The organism is uncultured Microbacterium sp. (assembly GCF_947488465.1).
Lineage (GTDB): Bacteria > Actinomycetota > Actinomycetes > Actinomycetales > Microbacteriaceae > Microbacterium.
Map to the genome: position 1 here is coordinate 287,284 of NZ_CANKZA010000004.1, position 22,783 is coordinate 310,066.

21 protein-coding genes and 1 tRNA gene are annotated in these 22,783 nt (G+C 67.6%); 11 read left to right on the forward strand and 11 right to left on the reverse strand.

Going from position 1 to position 22,783, the window contains the following annotated elements; all coding sequences use genetic code 11:
• Positions 1-9 precede the first annotated feature (9 nt).
• Complete coding sequence (locus Q0653_RS10870; protein WP_298944598.1) at positions 10-717, reverse strand: DUF6349 family protein; 708 nt, start codon at positions 715-717, stop codon at positions 10-12.
• Positions 718-822: 105 nt separating this feature from the next.
• On the opposite strand from Q0653_RS10870, the gene Q0653_RS10875 reads away from it, so the two are divergent.
• A complete protein-coding gene (locus Q0653_RS10875; protein WP_287272091.1) occupies positions 823-1,002 on the forward strand; it encodes a hypothetical protein in 180 nt (59 codons plus the stop codon).
• Positions 999-1,985 carry a zeta toxin family protein gene (locus Q0653_RS10880; protein ID WP_298944599.1) on the forward strand — a complete coding sequence of 329 codons (987 nt, stop codon included), beginning with the start codon at positions 999-1,001 and terminating at the stop codon, positions 1,983-1,985. The genes Q0653_RS10875 and Q0653_RS10880 overlap by 4 nt, the downstream gene beginning before the upstream one ends.
• Positions 1,986-2,162: 177 nt before the next feature.
• On the opposite strand, the gene Q0653_RS10885 is transcribed toward Q0653_RS10880, so the two are convergent.
• From Q0653_RS10885 to Q0653_RS10905, 5 genes are read right to left on the reverse strand one after another with little or no spacing between them, the layout of a single operon-like run.
• Positions 2,163-2,405, reverse strand: a complete 243-nt coding sequence (locus tag Q0653_RS10885) for a hypothetical protein (protein WP_298944600.1) — start codon at positions 2,403-2,405, stop codon at positions 2,163-2,165.
• Between the two features lie 26 nt (positions 2,406-2,431).
• Positions 2,432-3,484, reverse strand: coding sequence for a hypothetical protein (locus Q0653_RS10890; protein ID WP_298944601.1), 1,053 nt, complete (start codon positions 3,482-3,484; stop codon positions 2,432-2,434).
• A gap of 6 nt (positions 3,485-3,490) precedes the next feature.
• Positions 3,491-3,940: a hypothetical protein gene (locus Q0653_RS10895; protein ID WP_287272096.1), complete on the reverse strand. Its 450-nt coding sequence runs from the start codon at positions 3,938-3,940 to the stop codon at positions 3,491-3,493.
• On the reverse strand, positions 3,937-4,203 hold the full coding sequence (locus Q0653_RS10900; protein ID WP_215487636.1) for a glutaredoxin family protein: 267 nt from the start codon (positions 4,201-4,203) through the stop codon (positions 3,937-3,939). Before Q0653_RS10900 ends, Q0653_RS10895 begins: the two co-directional genes overlap by 4 nt.
• On the reverse strand, positions 4,200-4,448 hold the full coding sequence (locus Q0653_RS10905; protein WP_215487635.1) for a helix-turn-helix domain-containing protein: 249 nt from the start codon (positions 4,446-4,448) through the stop codon (positions 4,200-4,202). Before Q0653_RS10905 ends, Q0653_RS10900 begins: the two co-directional genes overlap by 4 nt.
• A 113-nt stretch (positions 4,449-4,561) precedes the next feature.
• Between Q0653_RS10905 and Q0653_RS10910 the strand changes: the two genes are divergently transcribed.
• Both Q0653_RS10910 and Q0653_RS10915 read left to right on the forward strand, forming a co-directional pair.
• Positions 4,562-5,146 (forward strand): hypothetical protein, encoded by a 585-nt coding sequence (locus Q0653_RS10910; RefSeq protein WP_298944602.1) that lies wholly within the window; start codon positions 4,562-4,564, stop codon positions 5,144-5,146.
• A gap of 199 nt (positions 5,147-5,345) precedes the next feature.
• Positions 5,346-6,242 carry a site-specific integrase gene (locus Q0653_RS10915; RefSeq protein ID WP_298944603.1) on the forward strand — a complete coding sequence of 299 codons (897 nt, stop codon included), beginning with the start codon at positions 5,346-5,348 and terminating at the stop codon, positions 6,240-6,242.
• A 150-nt stretch (positions 6,243-6,392) separates the two neighbouring features.
• On the opposite strand, the gene Q0653_RS10920 is transcribed toward Q0653_RS10915, so the two are convergent.
• Positions 6,393-6,483 (reverse strand) — tRNA-Ser (locus Q0653_RS10920).
• A gap of 209 nt (positions 6,484-6,692) precedes the next feature.
• Here Q0653_RS10920 and Q0653_RS10925 point away from each other — a divergent pair.
• The 3 genes from Q0653_RS10925 to radA all read left to right on the forward strand — a co-directional run bounded on the left by Q0653_RS10925 (position 6,693) and on the right by radA (position 10,510).
• The gene (locus tag Q0653_RS10925) at positions 6,693-8,051 is read left to right on the forward strand and encodes an MFS transporter (protein WP_298944649.1); all 1,359 of its coding nucleotides are present in this window, start codon (positions 6,693-6,695) and stop codon (positions 8,049-8,051) included.
• 97 nt (positions 8,052-8,148) lie between these two features.
• Positions 8,149-9,102: an L-lactate dehydrogenase gene (locus Q0653_RS10930; protein ID WP_298944604.1), complete on the forward strand. Its 954-nt coding sequence runs from the start codon at positions 8,149-8,151 to the stop codon at positions 9,100-9,102.
• A gap of 49 nt (positions 9,103-9,151) precedes the next feature.
• Positions 9,152-10,510, forward strand: coding sequence for a DNA repair protein RadA (radA, locus tag Q0653_RS10935; RefSeq protein WP_298944605.1), 1,359 nt, complete (start codon positions 9,152-9,154; stop codon positions 10,508-10,510).
• Positions 10,511-10,517: 7 nt separating this feature from the next.
• Here the strand turns inward: radA and Q0653_RS10940 are convergent, their stop codons facing one another.
• The 3 genes from Q0653_RS10940 to Q0653_RS10950 all read right to left on the reverse strand — a co-directional run bounded on the left by Q0653_RS10940 (position 10,518) and on the right by Q0653_RS10950 (position 12,395).
• Entirely contained in the window at positions 10,518-10,919 is a 402-nt protein-coding gene (locus Q0653_RS10940; protein WP_298944606.1) for a dehydrogenase, read from the reverse strand.
• A 249-nt stretch (positions 10,920-11,168) separates the two neighbouring features.
• Positions 11,169-11,828, reverse strand: a complete 660-nt coding sequence (locus Q0653_RS10945) for a hypothetical protein (RefSeq protein ID WP_298745097.1) — start codon at positions 11,826-11,828, stop codon at positions 11,169-11,171.
• A gap of 9 nt (positions 11,829-11,837) precedes the next feature.
• A complete protein-coding gene (locus Q0653_RS10950) occupies positions 11,838-12,395 on the reverse strand; it encodes an amino-acid N-acetyltransferase (RefSeq protein WP_298944607.1) in 558 nt (185 codons plus the stop codon).
• 95 nt (positions 12,396-12,490) lie between these two features.
• On the opposite strand from Q0653_RS10950, the gene Q0653_RS10955 reads away from it, so the two are divergent.
• From Q0653_RS10955 to Q0653_RS10970, 4 genes are read left to right on the forward strand one after another with little or no spacing between them, the layout of a single operon-like run.
• Positions 12,491-15,733, forward strand: coding sequence for a transglutaminase family protein (locus Q0653_RS10955; RefSeq protein WP_298944608.1), 3,243 nt, complete (start codon positions 12,491-12,493; stop codon positions 15,731-15,733).
• Positions 15,730-18,252 carry a circularly permuted type 2 ATP-grasp protein gene (locus Q0653_RS10960; RefSeq protein WP_298944609.1) on the forward strand — a complete coding sequence of 841 codons (2,523 nt, stop codon included), beginning with the start codon at positions 15,730-15,732 and terminating at the stop codon, positions 18,250-18,252. The genes Q0653_RS10955 and Q0653_RS10960 overlap by 4 nt, the downstream gene beginning before the upstream one ends.
• Positions 18,249-19,133, forward strand: coding sequence for a transglutaminase family protein (locus tag Q0653_RS10965; RefSeq protein ID WP_298745088.1), 885 nt, complete (start codon positions 18,249-18,251; stop codon positions 19,131-19,133). The genes Q0653_RS10960 and Q0653_RS10965 overlap by 4 nt, the downstream gene beginning before the upstream one ends.
• Before the next feature lie 53 nt (positions 19,134-19,186).
• Complete coding sequence (locus tag Q0653_RS10970; RefSeq protein WP_298745084.1) at positions 19,187-20,179, forward strand: putative zinc-binding metallopeptidase; 993 nt, start codon at positions 19,187-19,189, stop codon at positions 20,177-20,179.
• A gap of 63 nt (positions 20,180-20,242) precedes the next feature.
• Here Q0653_RS10970 and Q0653_RS10975 read toward each other — a convergent pair whose 3' ends face one another.
• Positions 20,243-22,768: an ATP-dependent Clp protease ATP-binding subunit gene (locus Q0653_RS10975; protein ID WP_298745082.1), complete on the reverse strand. Its 2,526-nt coding sequence runs from the start codon at positions 22,766-22,768 to the stop codon at positions 20,243-20,245.
• Positions 22,769-22,783 lie beyond the last annotated feature (15 nt).

The window sequence follows — 22,783 nt, forward strand, 5'->3', positions numbered from 1 at the left end:
TCACGGGCGTCACGGCGCACCCTGGGAAAGAACGGCAGGCGGGGTCTGGATGCCGTCGACGGCGATGTCGTATCCGCCGTAGGGACTGTATTCGGGGACGTGGCGTGTGCCGGATCCGCCTCGGTCGGTGAGGATGGGGGCGCCGGGGACGTGGAACTGGGCGGGGTAGTTGGCTTCGAACCATTCCTCGAGTTTGGGGGTCATCTTGCGGGTGCCCATCTGTCCGCGGAGTTTGGCGGGGAGGATGGGGAGGTTGCGCCAGCCGGGGTAGGCGTGGTCGTTCCATGCTTCGACGACGGCGTTTTCGTCTTCGTGGATCCAGTGCAGCTCGCAGGTGTCGCAGACGATGAGGTGGAGGAGCCCGCCGATGCATTCGCAGGGGATGCGTTCGGAGACGAGCCGGGGGCGTTGTCCTTCCTGCAGCTGGTGGTAGTCCCACAGGCATCTGGTGTCGGCCGTGTAGGTCGCGATGGTGTGGGTGCCGAACTGGGCGCGGACGCCGCAGTAGTCGGCTCTCCATCCGTGCTGGGTGCGATCGTGCCAGGGCTTGGTGGCGTCGACGAGCGCGCGGCGCTCCGCGGCCGCGTCGAGGTCCGCGGCGGAGTAATACCGGCTGGTGAACCCGAGGGGCGTTCCTTCCCAGGCAGGGAGGCCGGCGATCTTGTCTTCGGCGAGCAACTGGTCGATGGCGTCGCTGAGGCTGAGCGTGGTGTTCACAGCGTGTACCCCTGTTCGATGAGTGTGGTGGTGATCCAGGCGGCGACCCATTGCGAACGCGACCGCGGGCTCCCCCCGTAGGATCGATGTCAGGAGGCGACCGATATGGATCCGGTCAAGGCTGGCTGGCGGATGAGCGACCTCGTCGCGTACGACACTGCGACAGCCGACGTGATCGCGAAGATCGCGGATGCCGCCGCGCCAGTCGAGACCCGTTCGATAGCCGAGACGGTCGACGTCATCCGCGCGGAGCTCCGCGCACTCTCAGTCGGAGTAGCGCCGTGACCTTCGACCTCGATCGCACGTTCGAGTCGCTCATCAAGCCCGCGCTCTTCGCGGACAATGGCGCACCCGCAGAGCCGAGCTTGAAGCTCCTGGTTGGCGAACCCGGATCGGGCCGCACTCGCGCCGCGTACCGAGACCAGCACGCGCCGGCCCCACGATCCGTGGTTAGCGCAGCTGTGCTCCGCGCATTCCACCCCGACTATCTCGAGCTCGCGAGCAGCCGGCCGTTCGAGCTCGAGGACGCTCTGCGCCCCACCGTCGAACGGTGGATCGCGCAGTCGGTTGGAACAGCGCTTAACGAGCGCCGCTCCGTCGTTCTCGAGAGCGAGGCGCTCACTGCGGACGCGGCCCGAGGGGCCTCAGCAGCCTTCGCTGGGGTTGGGTTCACGACCGAAGTCGTCGTGATGGCGTCTCGCACTCCCGACAGCTTGCTGACTGCGGCATCCGCGTATCTCAATCAGCGTCGAGAGCGAATCCCCACGCAGCCGACGACGGCCGATGCCCATCGCACGGCCGCTGCGGCGGCGCGAGATCTGACGGCTTCCCTCGAGGCCGACGGGCCGTTCGATCGCGTCCGGGTGCTCAACCCTGGTGGCGTCTCATTGCATGAAGCTGAGCCGTGCCGGCATCCTGAGTCGATCCAGGGGCTGACCGCTGCGTTGGATGCCGAGCGGCACCGCCCCTACTCGTCGATCGAGGGTGTGCAGTGGCTGAGTGAGTTGCGCCGCATCACCGAGTACGCCCGCCAGGCACGCGAGGACGTCGAGCCGGTCCTCGAGACGCTTGCCGAGTTGCACCGTTTGGCGCTGACCACAGTGCTGCCGAGCATGCCGCTGCGCCCGGACTCTGATGCCGCGATTCGGCAGCGCGTTCAACTCGAGCAGGAACTGGGGCGCCTCGATCAGCAACTGGCCGCTACGCGGGACATCCCGGCACCCCTCGACTTCCCCACGCGGGCCCCGTCGCGCGGGCTCGATCGCTGACCAGTCCCCGGCATCCTTCGGACACTCAGCGATCTCAGCGGTGGGCGCGGCGCGCAGTGCCGGGTCGTGGAATAGCGCAGGGCCGGAGCGCAGCAGAGGCCCGAGCATATGCCGCGAAAGCCCGGAACGGAGCGCCGCGCCCACCGCTACGATCTCGCGTCCGGAGGAAGCTGCGAGCTATTCGTCGATTATCTCCATGAGCGTCGCGATGAAGGTCTCACGGTTGCTCGTCGGGTCTGCGGCGACGTCGCGTACGAGCGCGCCGAGATTCGCGCGCTCGGTTCTGCCCAGCATGGTGAGCGGTTCGAGACACCAGGCGACATCCTGATCGGCCTGAGCCGTGGATGCCGGGGCGCCAAAGCGCACGGCGACGAACGCCGCGCGGTAGATGACCGCTTCGACGTCTGCACGATCGACCATGATCTGATCCTTGCTCTTCTGGGGGTTCATCGCGATATGCCGGGTCGTGCCGACGACATCGGTGGTGCCGGCGCGGTCACGGGCGTCGGCCGGGGGGCGACCTTCGGCTGGGTCCGCAGCCTGTCGTTGATCGCGGCCGCCACGGCATCCATTCGTGCTTCGTCATCTGCTCGCGCCATTGCGTTGCGCTCTGCCCGTGTCGGGCGGAGTTGTTGCTCAAGGCGTCCCTCGCCGCGAGTCAGCGATTCCGCATAGTGCGCGGCGGCGCGATGTCGCGCGTTCGCACGCTCGAACTGATCGATGAGGTAGCGGGGCGTCCCACGTTCGTTCCGCAGACGCGTGATTTCTTCGCCGGAGCGCACACGGGTGAAGAACGCCTCGGCTGCGGCCAGGTTCGTCCTTCGCTCTGTCCCCGTAACGCGGTGCAAGCGCTGCGGCGGTAGCCCGTTCGCACGCCGCCACTTCTCTCGCGCGCGGTACTGGCGCTGATCTGCCAGCGACTTCTCGTGATCGGCCCAGTACTTCTCGCGCTTGCGCTGCTTGACCTCGTCGGCGTGGGCGGCGTAGTAGCGCGCGGCGTTCTCGCGCTTCGTCGCCGGGGCGTCACGGTCTTTGTCACGCTGGTGCTGGCGGATCTGTTCACGGTGCGAGTCCCGCCAGCGCTGGTTGGCAGCCCGCAGTCGGGCGCGGAACTCCTCTGGGTTCTCGGCGCGCTGACGCTCGCGGTAGCGCCGCTGGATCTCTTGGTGCAGCGGCTTGTTGGCGGCGTACCACGCCCGCGCGTACTGACGCTTGGCCTCTTTGCGTTCCTCGCGGAGCTGCTCGGCGCGACGGTCGCCCAAGACGGCATCGCGCTTGCGCAGTTCGCGTTCTCGTTGCGCGGTATTGATCTCTTCACGATGCGTCTCGACCCAACGCTGCCGGATCTCCCGGACCTTCTCAGGGTTCGCCGCGTTCCAACGCAGCCGAGCGGCCCGGACTTTCTCTGGGTTCGCGTCCCGCCAGCGCTTTCTGGCAGCCCGCAGCGACGCGCGACGCGCGCCGTCGCCCTGCTTCCCCCGACTCTGCGGCTCGTCCACCGTTGATCACCTGCCGAGGCCCGAGGTCGGGGCAGGAGTCGGCGTGGGCAACCCGTGCACCGGTGCTGTGAACTCACCGCGCGGTCGCCGCGGCGGCGCCAGAGGGAACACGCGGTCGACGTCCTCGGGGTGGCGGTGCCCCTCAGGAAAGTACTCGAAGAACGTGGCGTGTTCGGGGTCGCGAACGACCCACTGGCATCCCACGCCGTGGAGCACGGCGAGCTTGAGTTCTGCCTCTTCGGTGGATGCGCCGAGCGCGAGAATGACGCGACCGTCGTCGAGTTGCGCGGTGTGCCAGGTGTACTCGCGTCGCCACACACGCCGCTCGTCGAGGACCTCGTCAATCAAGGCCTGACGCGCGCGGCGGTCTTCGCCAATGCCGCCGGGGACGGTCGCACGGATCCACGAGGCGATGTCGAGAAAGGATGCCTCAAGGCCGGGGCGCTCAGTGTTCATGAGCTCGCCTCGATTCGGGTCGACAGTTGCTGAATCAGGTCGGGCCTGAACCCTGACCAATGGTGCCGCTGGTCCTGATCGACGACCACGACCGGCGCGGCGCTGTAGCCCAGGTCGTCCGTCACGAACTCGCGGGCCGGCGCATTCACCGAGACGCTCAGATCAATGATCGTGAACGGGATGCCTGCCTGCCGAAGGCACGCGCAGGTGCGGACACACCACCGGCATCCGTCGCCCGTCGAGTACACGGTCACGGAGATCATCGTGATCGCCTCGCTCGCGACCACGCCTCAGACGTCGACCGACATGCCGTCTGTCCGATGTAATCGATGACCTCGCTGCGAAGGTAGGCGACCGTCTTGCCGAACTTGTGGAAGATCGGGCCGCCGCCGAGCCGGCGCCAGCGCTCGAGCTTTCCGACCGTCACGCCGCCGGGCAGCATGTCCGCGACCTGCTGGGGGGAGAGCCATTCGATCTCTTCCCGGGTTTCGACTTCTGTGGCCATCATCAACCCCCGTTCGCGTATGCACGACCACGTTTGACATGAGTAGATCAGTTAGCTATACACTTGTCAAGAGGTTGAATGTGCGAATCTGCAGCACGGTAAGACACACTGAGGAGGTGAAGGTCGACGTGTACACACTGAACGGCGAGAAGATGACGTGGCGAGCTGCCACCCAGCCGGTCGGCACAGCGCTGCGGATCGCTCCCGGCTTCACCGCGCGAGCATTCGACGTCGCTCCGGGACTCGACGCGCAGCTCGAGGCGAACTACAGCGCAGATGAGGGTCGGTACCTGATCACGAAGTTCGAACTCGTGGCGGACGGGGGCGAGATCACCCACCGCGCGCTTCGACTCGTCTCGATCGAATCGATCATGCGTGCGGCGGCGCCGCACTGCATCGCCCTCAGCCTCGATGACGGTCCGCCGAACATGACGGCGCACGAACTGACGACCACGGAGGGTCGCATCCTGCCGGCGTGGCTCGCGGCGCAGGTGGTCGCACGCGGCAACCGCGACGAACGGATGGAAGCGATCGAGCTGCTCTACGGCATCGCCGCGCTCAGCGGGAACCCGCCCGTGCAGGCGATCCAGCAAGAACTGGGTATCCCGCACCGCACCGCATCGGATTGGACCAAGAAGGCACGCGTAGAAGGGCGCCTGGCTGGCATGAGCTACATCGTCGGCCGCCAGGCGGATGGCTAGCATCCAGACCTACAAGACCACGCAAGGAAAGCGTTACCTCGTCCGATACAAGAAGCCGGACGGGAGCCACGGCAACAAGCGCGGCTTTCGCACCAAGCGCGACGCAGAAGAGTTCATCGCGTCCGTATCCGTAGCGATCAGCGCGAATCAATACATAGACCCGCGTGATGCGAAGGTGCAGGTCGCGGAACTCGGACGAGTGTGGCTCGAGGACCAGTCGGCTGTCCTCAAACCCTCTTCCCTTCGCCCGCTCGAGTCGGCGTGGAGAGTACACGTGTCTCCGCGTTGGTCTCGCATCGCCGTGGGCGACATACGCTACAGCGACGTTCGGGCCTGGGTCACAGAGCTGTCGGCAACCAAGGGCGCGTCAACAGTCATTCGGTCCTACGGAATTCTCGCTGCCATCCTCGACATAGCCGTTCGCGACCGACGTATCCAGGAAAACCCTGTGCGCGGGATACGTCTTCCGAAGAAGACCCCGAAGCGCCGCGTGTATCTGTCCCACCGCCAGGTGGACCTCCTCGCCAAAGAGTCGCGCTTCCCGGACTTGGTGTATTTCCTCGCCTACACAGGCATGCGCTGGGGAGAAGTCACTGGACTTCGCGTGCGCGACGTTGACCTGATTCGGCGACGCGTCTTCGTTCAGGAGAACGCGGTCCTGGTCGGGAGTGTCATACACGTCGGCACGCCGAAGACCCACGCTGCGAGGTCCGTCCCCTTTCCGGACTTTCTCGTTGCCCAGATCGATCTCGCTATGGCGGGAAAACGCCAGGAATCGCTGCTCTTCGGCGACGGTAGCGGGCACTTGATTCGCCCGAACTCCCAGGACGGCTGGTTCGCGGCGGCTGTGCGACGCGCGATGGCGAAGGACCCTACCTTCGGACGAGTGACTCCCCATGACCTACGCCACACTGCGGCGAGCCTTGCAATCAGCGCGGGGGCGAATGTGAAAGCAGTGCAGCGGATGCTCGGGCATGCCTCGGCGGCGATGACCCTCGATACATATGCCGACCTCTTCGACGACGATCTGGATTCGGTCGCGGCGGCGCTGAGTCGCGCGCGCATGGCCGACCTGCCGCCTCGGAACCTCAGCTGAACCGCCGGGGGCATGGCGCGCCCCTTGATAGGACTCGCCATGGCGCCGCCGGGCGAAGCGATTTACCCGCTCTTTACCCACTTTGACGACTGTGGAAAGGAAGAAGCCCCGCGATCTCAGTGTTTACAAGGGATCGCGGGGCTTCGACGCTGGCGGTGACGGTGGGATTTGAACCCACGGTAGGGGGTTACCCTACACAACTTTTCGAGAGTTGCACCTTCGGCCGCTCGGACACGTCACCGCCGTCAATCCTACGACACGCGGGGTGATGCCGCGAACCGGGACCGCTGCCGGTGGGTTTCTGAGGAGATGACGGATGCTGAGGAGGATTCCACCGGTGTCGATCCGCAGACGGCGCAATCTCCTCAACAACCCGCACGAGACGCCCGGATCAGCCAATCGCGCCGGGATAGCCCCGTGCGCGAGTAGCGTGACGACGTGACCGAGCAGATGAACGCGCAGCAGCGACTGGTGCTCGCGGTGGCGGTCCTGGGCTCGTTCGTCGCGTTCCTCGACTCCACGATTGTGAACGTCGCGCTCCCCGCGATCTCCGAAGAACTCGGCGGCGGTCTCACCACGCAGCAGTGGACGGTGGATGCCTACCTCATCACGCTCGGCGCGCTCATCCTCGTGGCCGGCGCGGTCAGTGACGCCTACGGACGCATCCTCGTGTTGCGGATCGGTCTGATCGGCTTCGGCATCGCCTCGGTCGCGGTGGCCCTCGCTCCCGATCCGACCGTGCTCATCGTCGCGCGCGCCGTACAGGGTGCGGCCGGCGCGTTTCTCGTCCCGAGCTCGCTCGCCCTCATCACGGCAACGATGCGCGACCCGCTCCGCGCACGCGCGATCGGCATGTGGACCGCGCTGACCACGGGCGCCACGGTCATCGGTCCGCTCATCGGCGGGCTGATGGTCGACTATCTTTCGTGGCGCTTCGCCTTCCTCATCAATGTGGTGCCGATCGCGCTCGGGCTGGTCCTCCTCGCGCGCCTGAAGCTTCCCGATGACGGCGCACACGCGAAGACGACCCGCATCGACTGGCTCGGCGCCGCGATGTGCACGTTCGGCCTGGGCGCGGCGGTCTATGCCCTGATCGAAGAACCGAACGCGGGATGGGCGGCGCCCGAGATCTGGATGCCGGGGATCGCCGGCATCCTGTTGCTCGTCGCCTTCGGCTGGCGTCAACGCACCGTCTCTCACCCGATCCTCCCGCCCGCACTCTTCCGCCATCGCAACTTCAGCGCCGGCAACATCTCGACCCTGTTCGTCTACGCCGCACTGTCGCTGAACGGTTTCGTCCTCGCCGTCTACCTCCAGCAGGGCGCCGGACTCTCGGCGACGCTGGCCGGGCTCGCGAGCCTGCCCATCACGCTCCTGATGATCGCGCTGAGCTCGCGCGCCGGCACCCTCGCCGGCCGCTGGGGTCCGCGCATCTTCATGACGGCGGGTCCGCTGATCATGTCGGCGGGCACCCTCCTTCTCCTCACGGTCTCGGCCGATTTCGACTACTGGTGGCAGGTGCTGCCGTTCATGCTCCTGTTCGGCCTGGGCCTTGCCGTGACGGTGTCGCCGCTCACATCGGCGATCCTCGGGGCGGCTGACCCCGCCCAGGCGGGCATCGCCTCGGCGGTCAACAATGCGGTGGCGCGCGTCGCCGGGCTCCTGCCGATCGCGGCACTGGCCTCGATCACGGGCGGCGCGCTCGACCTGGACGGCTTCCACCGGGCGGCCATCGTGACCGCGATCCTGCTCGCCGTCGGCGGGGTGGTCGCGCTCGTCGGCATTCGCAACCCGCCGACTGTCCAGTGAGGCCCTGCTGAGCTGTAGACAGCGCCGCACGATCACGAGGCGCCACCTCGACCGTTTGGCGGTAGCCCCGGCATCCGGTCACTGCCAGACTGGGCGTATGAGCGTGATCGAGAATTCCAAACTCACTGTCGTCGGCGCGGGTGCGGTCGGATCTTCCGTCGCATACGCCGCCCTGATCCGCGGCTCCGCCCGCCACGTCGCCCTGTACGACATCGCCGCGGAGAAGACCGAGGCCGAGGTGCTCGACCTCGCCCACGGCGCCCAGTTCACCGGATCGAGCGACATCATCGGTGGCGCCGATATTTCGGTCGCGGCCGGCTCACACGTCGTCGTGATCACCGCGGGCGCCAAGCAGCGCCCCGGCCAGACACGCATCGAGCTCGCCGGCGTCAACGCCAACATCCTGAAGTCGATGATGCCGCAGCTCCTCGAAGTCGCACCGGACGCCGTCTACGTCATCGTGACGAACCCGTGCGACGTGCTCACGGTGCTCGCACAGGAGAACACTGGCCTGCCGTCGGAGCGCATCTTCGCTTCCGGCACGGTGCTGGACACCTCCCGCCTGCGCTGGAAGATCGCGCAGCGCGCAGGGGTCTCGATCGCGAGCGTGCACGCTTACATCGTCGGCGAGCACGGCGACACCGAATTCCCCCTGTGGTCGCACGCGACGATCGGCACGGTCCCGATCCTCGACTGGCAGCCCCTCGACGGACAGCCAAAGTTCACAGTTGCCGAACTCGACCAGATCGCGGTCGATGTGCGCGATGCCGCGTACAAGGTGATCCAGGGCAAGGGTGCGACCAACTATGCGATCGGCCTGTCGAGTGCGCGCATCGTCGAGGCGATCCTCAACGACGAGCACACGGTCATGCCGGTCTCGACAGTGCTACAGGACTTCCACGGCGTGAACGGTGTCGCCCTGTCGGTGCCCTCGGTCGTCAGCAATCGTGGCGCGGTACCGATCCGCGAGACCACCTTCTCGGAGCACGAGCTCGGCCTCTTCCGACACTCGGCCGAGGCTCTCCGCGAGGTCGCCGACTCCCTGCGCTGACCCCCGCTCGAGCGGGCCGGGTGTCGGTGGGCGCGGCTAGCCTGAAGACATGGCATCCAAGCGCGCGACCACCACGACCGCGTTCCGGTGCACGGAGTGCGGCTGGACCGCCGCGAAATGGGTCGGCCGGTGCGGCGAGTGCCAGCAGTGGGGCAGCGTCGTCGAAGCGGCGACCCAGACCGGCATCGTCCAGAACGTCGCCGCGATCAGCCCGATCCGCTCGGCGGTTCCGATCACCCAGGTCGACACGGCCGACACGCCCCGACGCACGAGCGGCGTCGGAGAGTTCGACCGCGTGCTCGGCGGCGGCATCGTCCCGGGCGCCGCGATCCTGCTCTCCGGTGAGCCGGGCGTGGGCAAGTCGACACTCCTGCTCGAAGTCGCCGCGCAGAGCGCGCGGGCCGGGCGGCGCGTGCTCTACGTCAGCGCCGAAGAGTCGCTCGGCCAAGTGCGCCTGCGCGCCGAGCGCACGGCCGCTCTTCACGACGAATTGTTCCTCGCGAGCGAGACCGATCTCGCCACCGTTCTCGGCCACATCGACGAGTGCGCGCCTGACCTGCTCATCGTCGACTCCGTCCAGACGGTCTCGTCATCCCTGATCGACGGCGCCGCCGGCCAGCCCGCGCAGGTGCGTGAAGTCGCCTCCACACTCATCCGCGTCGCGAAAGCACGCGATCTGCCGGTCATCATCGTCGGACACGTCACGAAAGACGGCTCGATCGCGGGCCCCCGCATCCTCGAGCACCTCGTCGACGTCGTCTGCCACTTCGAGGGCGACCGCCAAACGTCGCTGCGATTCGTCCGTGCGCTGAAGAACCGTTTCGGCGCGACGGATGAAGTCGGATGCTTCGACATGACCGGTGCCGGCATTGCCGAAGTCCCCGACCCCAGCGCCCTCTTTCTCGGCCACGGATCCCGGCAGCCCGGCACCTGCGTGACGATCGCCCTCGAGGGGCGGCGCGCTCTCCCGGTCGAGGTCCAGGCGCTGACGTTGCCGGCATCCGGACCGAACCCCCGCCGTATCGTCAGCGGAGTCGACGGTGCACGCGTGGCGATGGTGCTCGCGGTGCTCGAAAAGCGCGCGCGCGTCAAAACCTCGGATCAAGACGTCTACGTGTCGACCGTCGGCGGCGTGCGCCTGATCGAGCCGGCCGCCGACCTCGCAATCGCCCTCGCCGTCGCGAGCGCCATCACGGGGCGACGCAACCCGGCAGGGGCCGTCGCGATCGGTGAGCTGAGCCTGGCGGGCGAGATCCGCGCTGTCACACAGCATGCGCAGCGCAGATCCGAAGCGGCCCGCCTCGGCTATCGGACGGTCGTCGACACCGCCTCGCGTGAACTCGCGACGGCGTGGCGTGAGCTCGCCGGCGCACACCGGGTCGACCCGGGCGACGCGCCGACGTTCTGAGCGTCCGCTACGCGTCGAGCGCGGCGATCAGGTCCGCGGGCGTCGCCTGGAGCGGATGCGGCCCGGCGATGTCGAAGAACACCGTCGTGATCTCCTCCGCGTGTGCGCCGAGAAACGCACGCAACCACGCCGGCGACTGCAACGCGACCGCGGGCGGCAACGCCGCAGGCTTGTGCGCCGCATCACTGAACAGCAGCAGGGCAAGATCGCCCGACGCCGGATCGCGATACGTCCACACCTCGCCGCTGTCGAGCGGGTTGTCGCGCTGACCGGGCTTCATCAGCGGGACCACCGTCGGCCCGTGGCGGAGCGCGAACGCGAGCGCGGCCATGTCCTGCGTCTGGAGAGCGTCCGCCAGCTGCGTGTTCCGGAACTCCAGCGGGGGTTTCGCGCGCTTCTTTCCGGCCATGACGACAACTCTAGAAGACAAGAAGGGGCCCTCTCGATTTCCTCATTGGGGACTGCGGTAATCGAAAGGGCCCATCGCTCACCGGGGCGAAAGATTTCGTCTGGCCACTGGGGGTTGGCTTCGACCGACCGTTGCTGGGGACAACGGGGACCGCCACCGGGAACTACCTACAAGGGTACGCACCCCGAGGCCTGGTCGTCTGCCCAAAACCCCAGATAACTCATGAGAATGTTCTCAGGAAGGTCGAGGTCACCGCAGTTCGAACGCCTTCGTGTCCGCTGCTTCGATTCCACCGATCGACACCGACAGATGAAAGTAGCCCGCCGGCGCCTGCGGGCGGGACCCCGCGCAGGTCTCGGTCGACGACCGGGTGCGGTCCCATTCCAGCGGCGTCACGCTCGAGACGGTCTGCCCGGCATCCAACTGAACCACCTGATCACTCGACTCGGCCTGGCAATCGGTCGAGCGCCACCAGATGTCCGGGCCGCTGGAGATCTCGAACTTCTGTGTCGCGGTCCCGACGTTGATGAGGCACGGACTGTCGGAGTCGTTGGAGAGCGTGATCGACAGCTTCGGTAGCTCGCCACCTCCGTACGAGTCCTTGTCGGTGACGGCAAGCACGGTGATGTTCGAGGTCGAACAGGCCTCGATGGCAGCATCGGTGGCCGATTCCGTCGGTTCCGGTGCGGTGGATGCCGGTGTCTCGGTCGGCGACGGCGTGACCGCGGGGCTGGTCGCGACGGGCGAGCTCGTCGGGCTCGCGGACGCAGCCGGTGCCACGATCCCCCGCCAGGGCTGCCAGATCACCAGCGCGACGACGCCCGCGACGACGAGCAACGCCACCACCACCACGACCAGCCTGCGGCGACGGTAGACGGCGGGCGACGGCCGACGAGAGGGAGTGCTCACGAAACCAGGCTATGCGCCGGCATCCGCCGATGCGTCAGGACGCGCCTGCAGGCTCTTCAGCATGCGGGTATTGCCCAGGGTGTTGGGCTTGACGTGCGCGAGGTCGAGGAACTCCGCGACGCCCTCGTCGGGGCTGCGGAGGAGCTGCGAGTAGACATCCGGATCGACGACTTGCTCCCCGATCGGCGCGAACCCGCGGCGGGTGAAGAAGTCGACCTCGAATGTGAGACAGAAAAGGCGGCTGAGCCCCAGCTCGTGCGCGTGTTCTTCGAGCGTGTCGACGATCGCGCCACCCACGCCGTGGTGCAGCCAGTCTTCGGCGACGATCAGCGTGCGCACCTCACCGAGGTCTTCCCAGATGACGTGCAACGCGCCGCACCCGATGAGGCGTCCCCGCGCCTCGGCGACGACGAACTCCTGAACGGATTCGAACAGTGTCACGACCTCTTTGCCGAGCAAAATGCGCCGTTGTACCCACGGGTCGAGGAGCTCGAGGATGCCACGTACATCAGCCGTTCGTGCGGGTCTCACCCGGAAGAGCGGGTCGGCGGAGTGCGAGGGCGTCACCGCACCACTGTATTGCGCGTCCCGCCACCCCGCACGAACGCAGGGATAGTGTTACCTGTAACCCGCCCGCAACAGGGCTCGACCAAGCTGGGGCAATGTCGATCAAAGTCGCACTGGAGCACTACACCAGTTACGAGTTCGCGCGTCCGGTGTCGGTCACCCCGCACGTCGTGCGCTTGCGACCCGCTCCGCACGCGCGGACGCCCATCGAGGCGTACACGCTGGACATCTCACCGGCGAACCACTTCCTCAACTGGCAACAGGACCCGTTCGGCAACTGGCTCGCGCGGATCGTCTTCCCCGAGAAGGTCAGCAAACTCGAGATCACGGTCGGCGTCGTCGCCGACATGATGGTGATCAATCCGCTCGACTTCTTCATCGAGGAGTACGCCGAGCGTTTCCCGTTCACCTATGCGCCGTCGCTGGCGGCCGATCTCGCGCCTTACCTCCGCCCCGTCGACGACAGCGATCGGACGGAGGCCTGGCGTGCGGGACTTCCGCCGCTCCCGGCAGATGGCATGCCGACGGTCAGCTTCCTCTCCCAGCTCAACGCGGCCGTCAACGGTGCCGTCGCCTACAGCGTGCGCATGGAACCGGGTGTGCAGACGCCCGATCACACACTCGCCGCCGGGATCGGCTCGTGCCGCGACAGTGCGTGGATGCTGGTGAGCTTGCTGCGCCAGTACGGTCTCGCGGCGCGGTTCGTGTCGGGTTACCTCGTGCAGCTCGCGCCCGACCAGAAGTCCCTCGACGGCGGAAGCGGCCCGGCCGAGGACTTCACCGATCTGCACGCGTGGGCCGAGGTGTTCATCCCCGGCGCCGGCTGGGTCGGGCTCGACGCGACGAGCGCACTGTTCGCGGGCGAAGGGCACATTCCGCTGTCGGCGACGCCGCATCCGTCCAGTGCCGCACCGATCGAGGGTGGCACCGAGCCGGTCGACGTGACCTTCGCGTTCCACAACGAGGTGCGGCGCATCCACGAGGACCCCCGCACGACGAAGCCCTACACCGATGCCCAGTGGGGCCGAATCGACGCGGCCGGCGAGGTCGTCGACGAGCGGCTGCGCGCGGGAGATGTGCGGCTGACCCTCGGCGGCGAACCGACGTTCGTCGCTCTCGACGATGCGACGGCCGCCGAGTGGAACACGGACGCCGACGGCCCCCAGAAGCGCGAGCTCGCGAACGTGCTCGCCGAACGCTTGCGGCGCACATATGCCGCCGGCGGCATCGTCCATCGTGGGCAGGGGAAGTGGTACCCCGGTGAGCCCATGCCGCGGTGGAACATCGCTCTGCAGTGGCGTACCGACGGCGTGCCCCTCTGGAACCGTGCCGAGCTGTTCGATGACCCGTGGGGCACACCCGCCTACCCGGGCAGCGCGCCCGACCGTGCCGAAGCCCTCGCGCGCAGCATCACCGGCATCCTCGGCCTTCCGGAAGGGCAGCTGCTGCCCGCCACGGAAGATGCCCTCGCGGCGCGGCTCGCCGAGGTCCGACTGCCCTCCGGCGATCGGCCCGGCGACGAGGACGACAGCGACGCTGCGGATGCCGGAACCCCGACCGCCTGGGTCCTGCCACTCGTGACGGGAGAGGCGTGGGCGAGCCCCGCATGGCGTTTCCGCCGCGGACGCCTCGTCCTCGTTCCGGGCACGAGCTCGGCCGGACTCCGCCTGCCGCTCGACTCCGTCTCGTGGGAGGACCCCGCGTGGCAGGGCGAACCGACCTATCTGGAGGCCTCGGCGCCCCTCGTCCCCGGCATCCCCCGTGTCGCCATCGTCGATCCGGACGAGCAACCCACGACAGCTCTCGTGGTGGAGGCCCGCGAAGGATTCGTCTACGTTTTCCTCCCGCCGACCGACCGCCTCGATGACTACGTGAGCCTGCTCCAGGTCATCGAGCAAGCCGCGACCCAGGGTGGCACACGGCTCGTGATCGAAGGGTACGGCCCTCCGCCGGACGCGCGCCTCACCCAGCTCGTCGTGACACCGGATCCCGGGGTCATCGAGGTCAACGTGCAGCCGACCGCGTCGTGGGCGGAGCAGCGCGCGCTCACGTTCGATCTGTACGGCGAGGCACGCCTGGCCCGACTGTCGACCGAGAAGTTCGATGTCGACGGCACCCACACCGGCACCGGCGGCGGCAACCACATCACTCTCGGCGGGCAGACGCCCATCGACTCGCCGCTACTCCGGCGTCCCGACCTGCTCGCGTCACTCGTGACCTATTGGCAACGGCATCCGGCTCTGTCGTTCCTCTTCTCCGGCCGCTTCATCGGACCGACCAGCCAAGCACCCCGTTTCGATGAGGGGCGCCCGGAAGCGGTCTACGAGATGGAGATCGCGTTGAGCGAGGTGCGGCGCCTGAGCGCCGAAACCGACGAGCCCCGCCCGTGGCTCATCGACCGTGCCCTGCGACACCTGCTCACCGACCTCACCGGCAATACGCACCGCGCCGAGTTCTGCATCGACAAGCTGTACAGCCCCGACACAAGCCGCGGGCGCCTGGGCCTCCTCGAGCTGCGCGGGTTCGAGATGCCTCCGCATCCGCAACTGGCCCTCGTCCAGGCGCTCCTTGTCCGCAGCCTCGTGGCGATGTTCTGGGAGAAACCGCTCATCGCGCCGCTCGTCCGCTGGGGCACAGCACTCCACGAAGATTTCCTCCTCCCGCAGGGAACCCGTCGCGACATCCTCGAGGTGATCGATGACCTCCGCGCCGCCGGCATCCCCTTCGAGGACAGCTGGATGGAGCCGTTCGTCGAGTTCCGGTTCCCGCGGATCGGGTTCACCCGCCTGGGCGGCAGCGCCGGGATCGAGCTCGAACTGCGCCAGGCGATCGAACCGTGGCACGTGCTGGGCGAGGAAGCGACGGCCGGTGGCACCTCGCGTTACGTCGACTCATCGGTCGAGCGCATCCAAGTGACCGTCTCCGGCATCGATCCGACTCGGCACCTCGTCGCGTGCAACGGCGTCGCCGTGCCGCTGACGTCGACGGGGAAGCCTGGCGAGTACTACGCCGGCGTTCGCTATCGCGCCTGGCAGCCCTGGTCTGCCCTGCATCCGTCGATCGAGGTGCACGCACCGCTGAGTTTCGAAGTCGTCGATGTGGATGCCGCGGCCAGCCTCGGCGGGGCGACCTACCACGTCGTCCACCCCGGCGGGCGGGCGTACGAGCATCCCCCCATCAACGCGAACGAGGCCGAAGCGCGGCGCTCCGGCCGGTTCGAACCGCGCGGTCACACGCCGGGCGCGTTCGACGTCGCGGCAGCCCGTGAGGCCGGCGCGCGTGCGGCGACGCTCGACTACCCCCGTACGCTGGACCTCAGGAGGGTTCCGCAGGCGTGAGTGTGCTCCGCGACTACGCGATGGCAGTGTCGCAACCGACACTGCCCTTTGACGCGTCCCTGGACGGCGTCGTCGCGCGCTACGACGAAGTGGTGGGCGCCGATGGTGCACTCCGGCCCGCGTGGAAGTCGATCGCCTCGCTTGCTCTTTCGCTGAACCCGCAAGAACTCCACCGCATCGACGACGAGATCACGAGGTTCCTCGCCGACGACGGTGTCTCCTACATCCGCCCCGGCACCGGCGCACAGCCGTGGCAGCTCGATCCCATGCCGCTCGTCATCGACGCGGCCGGATGGGCGCGACTGGATGTCGGGCTCGCGCAGCGCGCGGAACTGCTCAACGCGATCCTCGTCGACCTCTACGGACCCCAGACGCTGCTGCGCGAGGGGATCATCCCCGCCGCGATCGTTCTCGGTCACGCCGGCTTCGCACGGCCGGTTGCGCGGCCGAGCGCCACCGACCCGAACCCGCTGCTGCTCTCGGCGACCGACCTCGGCCGCGACGCCGACGGCGAGTGGCATGTGCTCGCCGATCGCACTCAAGCGCCCTCCGGACTCGGGTTCGCCGCCGAGAACCGCCGGGTGATCTCACAGGTGCTTCCCGACCTGTACCAGGAGGGCAACCTCCACCGCATGGATCCGTATTTCACTGCTCTGCGCGCGGCCCTCCTCTCTTCTGCCCCGGAACAGCTCGACGATCCGCAGATCGTCATCCTCTCCCCCGGCACCCACTCCGAAACCGCATTCGACCAGGCTTTCCTCGCCAACGCCCTGGGGTTCCCGCTCGTGCAGGGCAGCGACCTCGTCGTGCGCGACGGCTGGGTCTGGATGAAGCCATCCGGGTGGCCGCGGACGCGCCCGACCGAACGGATCGACGTGATCATCCGCCGGGTGGATGCCGCCTACTGCGACCCGCTCGAGCTGCGCGGCGACTCGCGGCTCGGGGTCGCCGGGCTCTCCGAAGCCGTCCGCCGCGGCCGCGTGCGACTCGTCAACGGTCTCGGCGCCGGCGTGCTCGAGAATCCCGCCCTCATGCCGTTCCTGGCGGCCGCGTGCGAGCACCTCCTCGGCGAGCAACTTCGCCTTCCGTCCGCGCCGACCTGGTGGTGCGGGAATCCGGATGATCGCACCCTCGTGGTCTCCCGGATCGCCGCCGGCGACCCGTCACTGATCGTGCGGATCATGGATGCCCCGCGCCGCAATCTCGCCGATCTCTCACCCGACGAGGTGATCGCTCGCATCGAGGCTGCCCCCCACCGATTCGTCGGACAAGACGTGCTTCCCCTCTCGCAAGCTCCGGTCTGGAATAGCTCCGGGATCGCGTCGGCGATGCCGATGACCTTCCGCGCGTTCACGCTCCGCTATGGATCTGCCTACCGACCGCTGATCGGCGGGCTGGCGACCGTGCGCTCCGCCGCCGACTCCACGCCGACCACGAAAGACGTGTGGGTGCTGAAGTCGGCCGAAACCGACCCGGACCAGGGAATGTCGGAGATCGTGCCGGCACCGTCGGGGCGATCGATCCCCTCGCTCGCGCCGCGCGCCCTCGCCGACATGTTCTGGGCCGGGCGCTACGCAGAGCGCGCCGAGGATCTCCTCCGCCTGGTGCTGAGCGCCCAGACCTCGCTCGATCAACACGGCGGGCACACGGCGACGACGGCCGATGACAGCTCCCGCGTGTTGTTGAACGCGCTCGGCCTGCTCGCCGGTACCCGGTCGCTCGACCCTGAAGCGGAGTTCCGCTCGTTGCTGATGGATGCCGGTCGCCCCGGCTCGGCGGGCCACTCGATCTCCCGTCTGCGTGAAGCGATGGAAGGGGTACGCGATCAGCTGTCCGGCGACACGTGGCGCGTGTTCGCGCACATCGACCGTGCACTGCGGTCGCTGCGGAGTTCCGCGCATCCGCACCGCACGGCGGAGTCCGCGGGACGCATGCTTGCCGCCATGCTGTCGCTCTACGGCGTGACAGCCAACATGATCCGCGACACCGGGTGGCGCATGATCGAGGCCGGTCGTCACCTCGAACGAAGCCTGCAAGTGTGCCATCTCCTGACCGCGGGTCTCGTGGAGCCGCGCAACCCGCGGCGGGAGCGGGATGTGCTGGAAGCAGTGCTGACGGCATCCGAGAGCATCGTCACCCACCGCCGCCGGTACCGCGGATCGATGCGCGTCGCGGACGTCCTCGATCTGCTCCTGAGCGACCAGGACAACCCGCGCTCGGTCGCCTTCGGCCTGGCCGCACTCCGCACGCACCTCGCTGCGATGCCGGCCTCAACCGGTTCCACCCGCGCGGAGCGCCTGCTCGACCACCTCGAGACCCAGCTGCAGAGCGCCGACCTGGCGGAGTTGGCCACCGTGACCTCGGGGCGCCGCGAACACCTCTCCGTGTTCCTCCGAGAGATCTCCGCCCAGCTGGCACAGCTGTCCGACGCGATCGGCCACCTCCACTTCGAGAGCGGTCCGCCGGCCCTGTCGATCGCCGACCTGGCGCTGATCGAGCTCATGGAGGCGCACGCGTGAACCGCTACCGCGTCTGGCATCGCACCGAGTACACCTACTCCAAACCCGTGCAGGACAGTGTCGGCCAGTTCCATCTGGTGCCGCGGAGTCTGCCCTGGCAAGACGTGACGGATGCGACGGTCACCCTCGACCCGCATCCGGCCGATCTCGAACCGGATGTCGACTACTTCGGCAACTCCGCCACCTACTTCCATCTCACCGGGGGGCACTCGGCGCTGTCGATCGAAGCCTCCAGCGAGGTCACGGTCACCGAACCCACCTACGATCCGCAGGCACTCGCCCGGCCGTGGGAAGACGCGCGGCCGCTCCTGCACCCCGAGCTCACCGGCGCCTGGTCGGCGGTGGAGTACGCGTTGGAATCCGATCGCGCCCGGCACGATGCCGACGCGACCGCCTACGCCGCCGAGAGCCTGACCCCGGGGCGACCGATCGGCGAGGCCGTGACCGAGCTCATGCAACGGATCTTCCGCGATTTCGACTACGACAAGACGGCGACCACGGTGACCAGCAGCGTCGCCGATGCCATGCGCAAGCGTGCCGGCGTCTGCCAGGATTTCGCGCACGTCGCGCTCGCGAGCCTCCGTGCACACGGCGTCGCCGCCCGGTACGTCTCGGGATATCTGGCCACCCAGCCCCCACCCGGGAAGCAACGCGTGTTCGGCGCCGACGCCTCGCACGCGTGGATCGCCGTGTGGCTCCCCGGCACCGACCAGTGGCTCGCCGTCGACCCCACGAACAATCAGTGGGCGAACGACCGGTACGTCACCGTCGCCTGGGGGCGCGACTACGCCGATGTCTCGCCGGTGCGCGGCATCATCTTCACGAAGGCGAAGAAGTCGACCCTTCGCGTCTCGGTCGACGTCGCACCCGTCCTGGAGTGATGCGGCGCTGTCAACCCCGCGCGCCCCTGCGTGCGCTGTGACACGCTAGGGCGGTGAAGGCCTATCGTTGCCGCGTCTGCGGCAATCCCCTGTACTTCGAGAACTCCGTCTGCGTCGCATGCGGCACTCCGCTCGGCTACTCGCGCGGCGAGCGTGAGATCGTCCCCGTCGACGCGTCCGGTGTCTACGTCGACGCGGACGGGTGGATCTGGCACGTCTGCCGCAACCTCAATCTGTCCGGCTGCACCTGGCTCGCGCCGCTGGCAGGCGGGCAGTGCTTCTCGTGCGACCTCACCCGCATCCGGCCCGCCGATTCGGATGCCGCCGGCCTCGTGAACTTCCCGATCGCCGAACGGGCGAAACGCCACCTGATCACCGAGCTCGACGCGCTGGGTTTCCCGCTCGTCACGAAGGGGGAGGACCCGAGCGGCGGCCTCGCGTTCGATCTGCTGTCGAGCACGCTGGCTCCCGTCATGATCGCGCACAGCGACGGCATCATCACGATCGATCTGGCCGAGAGCGACGACTCGCACCGCGAGCGCATCCGCCGGCAACTCGACGAGCCGTACCGCACGATGCTCGGCCACTTCCGCCACGAGGTCGGTCACTACTTCCAGTGGCGCCTCGTCGAAAACGACCCCGAGGTGCTCGCACGATACCGCGAGCTGTTCGGCGATGAGAGCGTCGATTACGACGCCGAGATCCAGCGGCACTACGCCGACGGGCCCCCGGCGCACTGGACCGAGCGGTACATCTCGTCCTACGCGACGATGCATCCCTACGAGGACTTCGCGGAGACGTGGGCGCATTACCTCCACATCTGCGACACACTGGAGACGGCGATCGAGTACGGGCTTCTTCCCGCCGCGGACCTCCTCGGACACGCGCGATTCCGCGATCTCGTGGGGCGGGTCTGGGTGAAGCTCTCGACGGCACTGAACCTCGTCAACCGCTCGATGGGCAAAGACGACCTGTACCCGTTCGTCCTGGCTCCGACCGTGCTCGACAAGCTGGACTTCGTCTCCACCCTCCGCCCGACGCCCTGACAACCGTCGCCACAACGACGAAGAGCGGATGCCCGTCGGCATCCGCTCTTCGTGGTGTGAGGGCTACGCCCCGGCGACGATGTCCGGTGTGGCCTCGATCGCGCCGGCAGCGGTCACACCGACCGCGACCTTCTCGCCACGCGGGCCGTTCACGAACGCGAACTTGCCGTCTTCGACATCCACCTTGACGTGGTCGCCGCTGTTCAGCTCGCCGTGGAGGATCCGCTCACTGAGGTGGTCCTCGATCTCGCGCTGCATGGCGCGGCGGAGCGGCCGGGCACCGAGAGTCGGGTCGAAGCCGATCTCGATCAGCTTGTCCTTCGCGGCATCGGTCAACTCGATCGTCATGTCGCGATCGAGCAGACGCTCCCCGAGGCGCTTCGTGAACAGTCCGACGATCTGGCGCAGTTCCGGCTTGCTCAGCTGCGGGAAGACGATGACGTCGTCGACACGGTTGAGGAACTCGGGCTTGAAGTGGCGCTTGAGCTCTTCGTCGACCTTGCCCTTCATCCGCTCATACGTCGTCTGCGCGTTGCCCTCGACCTGGAAGCCCACCGGGCCACCGGCGATTGCCGACGAACCGAGGTTGGTCGTCATGATGATGACCGTGTTCTTGAAATCGATCACGCGGCCCTGACCGTCAGTCAGGCGACCCTCTTCGAGGATCTGCAGCAGCGAGTTGAAGATGTCCGGGTGTGCCTTCTCGATCTCGTCGAACAGCACGACGGAGAACGGCTTGCGGCGGACCTTCTCGGTGAGCTGGCCACCCTCTTCGAATCCGACGAATCCCGGAGGGGCACCGAACAGACGCGAGACGGTGTGCTTCTCGCCGAACTCGCTCATGTCGAGCGAGATCAGTGCGCTCTCGTCGTCGAACAGGAACTCGGCGAGCGCCTTGGCCATTTCGGTCTTTCCGACACCCGTGGGGCCGGCGAAGATGAACGACCCGCTGGGGCGCTTCGGGTCCTTGAGGCCCGCACGCTGGCGACGGATCGTGCGCGAGAGCGCCGCGATCGCCTCTTCCTGACCGATGACCCGCTGGTGCAGGGCCTTCTCCATGAAGACGAGGCGCGAGGTCTCTTCTTCGGTGAGCTTGAAGACGGGGATGCCGGTGGCCTGCGCCAGCACCTCGGCGATCAGACCTTCGTCGACGACCGCGTGGGTCGCGACATCACCGGAACGCCACTGCTTCTCGAGGCGCAGGCGCTCGGCGAGGAGGGACTTCTCCTCGTCGCGGAGCGATGCGGCCTTCTCGAAGTCCTGCTCTTCGCTGGCGAGTTCCTTGTCCTCACGGACCTTGGCGATCTTCTCGTCGAATTCGCGCAGCTCCGGCGGGCTCGACAGGATCGACAGGCGCAGGCGGGCGCCGGCCTCGTCGATCAGGTCGATCGCCTTGTCGGGCAGGAACCGGTCCGCGATGTAGCGGTCGGCGAGGTTCGCGGCAGCCACGATCGCACCGTCCGTGATCTGCACCTTGTGGTGTGCCTCGTAGCGGTCGCGGAGGCCCTTGAGGATGTTGATCGCGTGGGGCAGGCTCGGCTCGGCCACCTGGATCGGCTGGAAGCGGCGCTCGAGCGCGGCATCCTTCTCGAAGTGCTTGCGGTACTCGTCGAGGGTCGTCGCGCCGATCGTCTGCAGCTCGCCGCGGGCGAGGAGCGGCTTCAGGATCGAGGCGGCGTCGATCGCGCCTTCCGCGGCGCCCGCGCCCACGAGGGTGTGGATCTCGTCGATGAAGACGATGATGTCGCCGCGCGTGCGGATCTCCTTGGTGACCTTCTTCAGGCGCTCTTCGAAGTCACCGCGGTAGCGGGAGCCGGCGATGAGCGAGCCAAGGTCGAGCGAGTAGACCTGCTTGTCCTTCAACGTCTCGGGCACGTCGTTCTTCACGATCGCCTGCGCGAGGCCCTCGACGACGGCGGTCTTGCCGACGCCGGGCTCGCCGATGAGGACGGGGTTGTTCTTGGAGCGACGCGAGAGGATCTGCATGACCCGCTCGATCTCCTTCTCGCGCCCGATCACGGGGTCGAGCTTGTTGTCGCGCGCGGCCTGGGTGAGGTTGCGGCCGAACTGGTCGAGGACCGCCGAACCGCCCTGGGCGGATTGGCTGTTCTGCTCACCGGCTCCGGCGGCGACACCCGCGGGCTCCTTGCCCTGGTAGCCGCTGAGCAGCTGGATGACCTGCTGGCGCACCTTGTTCAGGTCGGCGCCGAGCTTGACGAGTACCTGCGCGGCAACACCTTCACCCTCGCGGATGAGGCCGAGCAGGATGTGCTCCGTGCCGATGTAGTTGTGGCCGAGCTGCAGGGCTTCGCGCAGCGAGAGCTCGAGCACCTTCTTGGCGCGCGGCGTGAACGGGATGTGACCCGTCGGCTGCTGCTGGCCCTGGCCGATGATGTCCTGGACCTGCTCGCGCACGGCGTCGAGCGAAATCCCCAGGCTCTCGAGGGCCTTGGCGGCGACGCCCTCGCCCTCGTGGATGAGGCCGAGCAGGATGTGCTCGGTACCGATGTAGTTGTGGTTGAGCATCTTCGCCTCTTCTTGGGCGAGCACAACCACGCGACGGGCGCGATCCGTGAATCTCTCGAACATCTTGGGCTCCTCCAG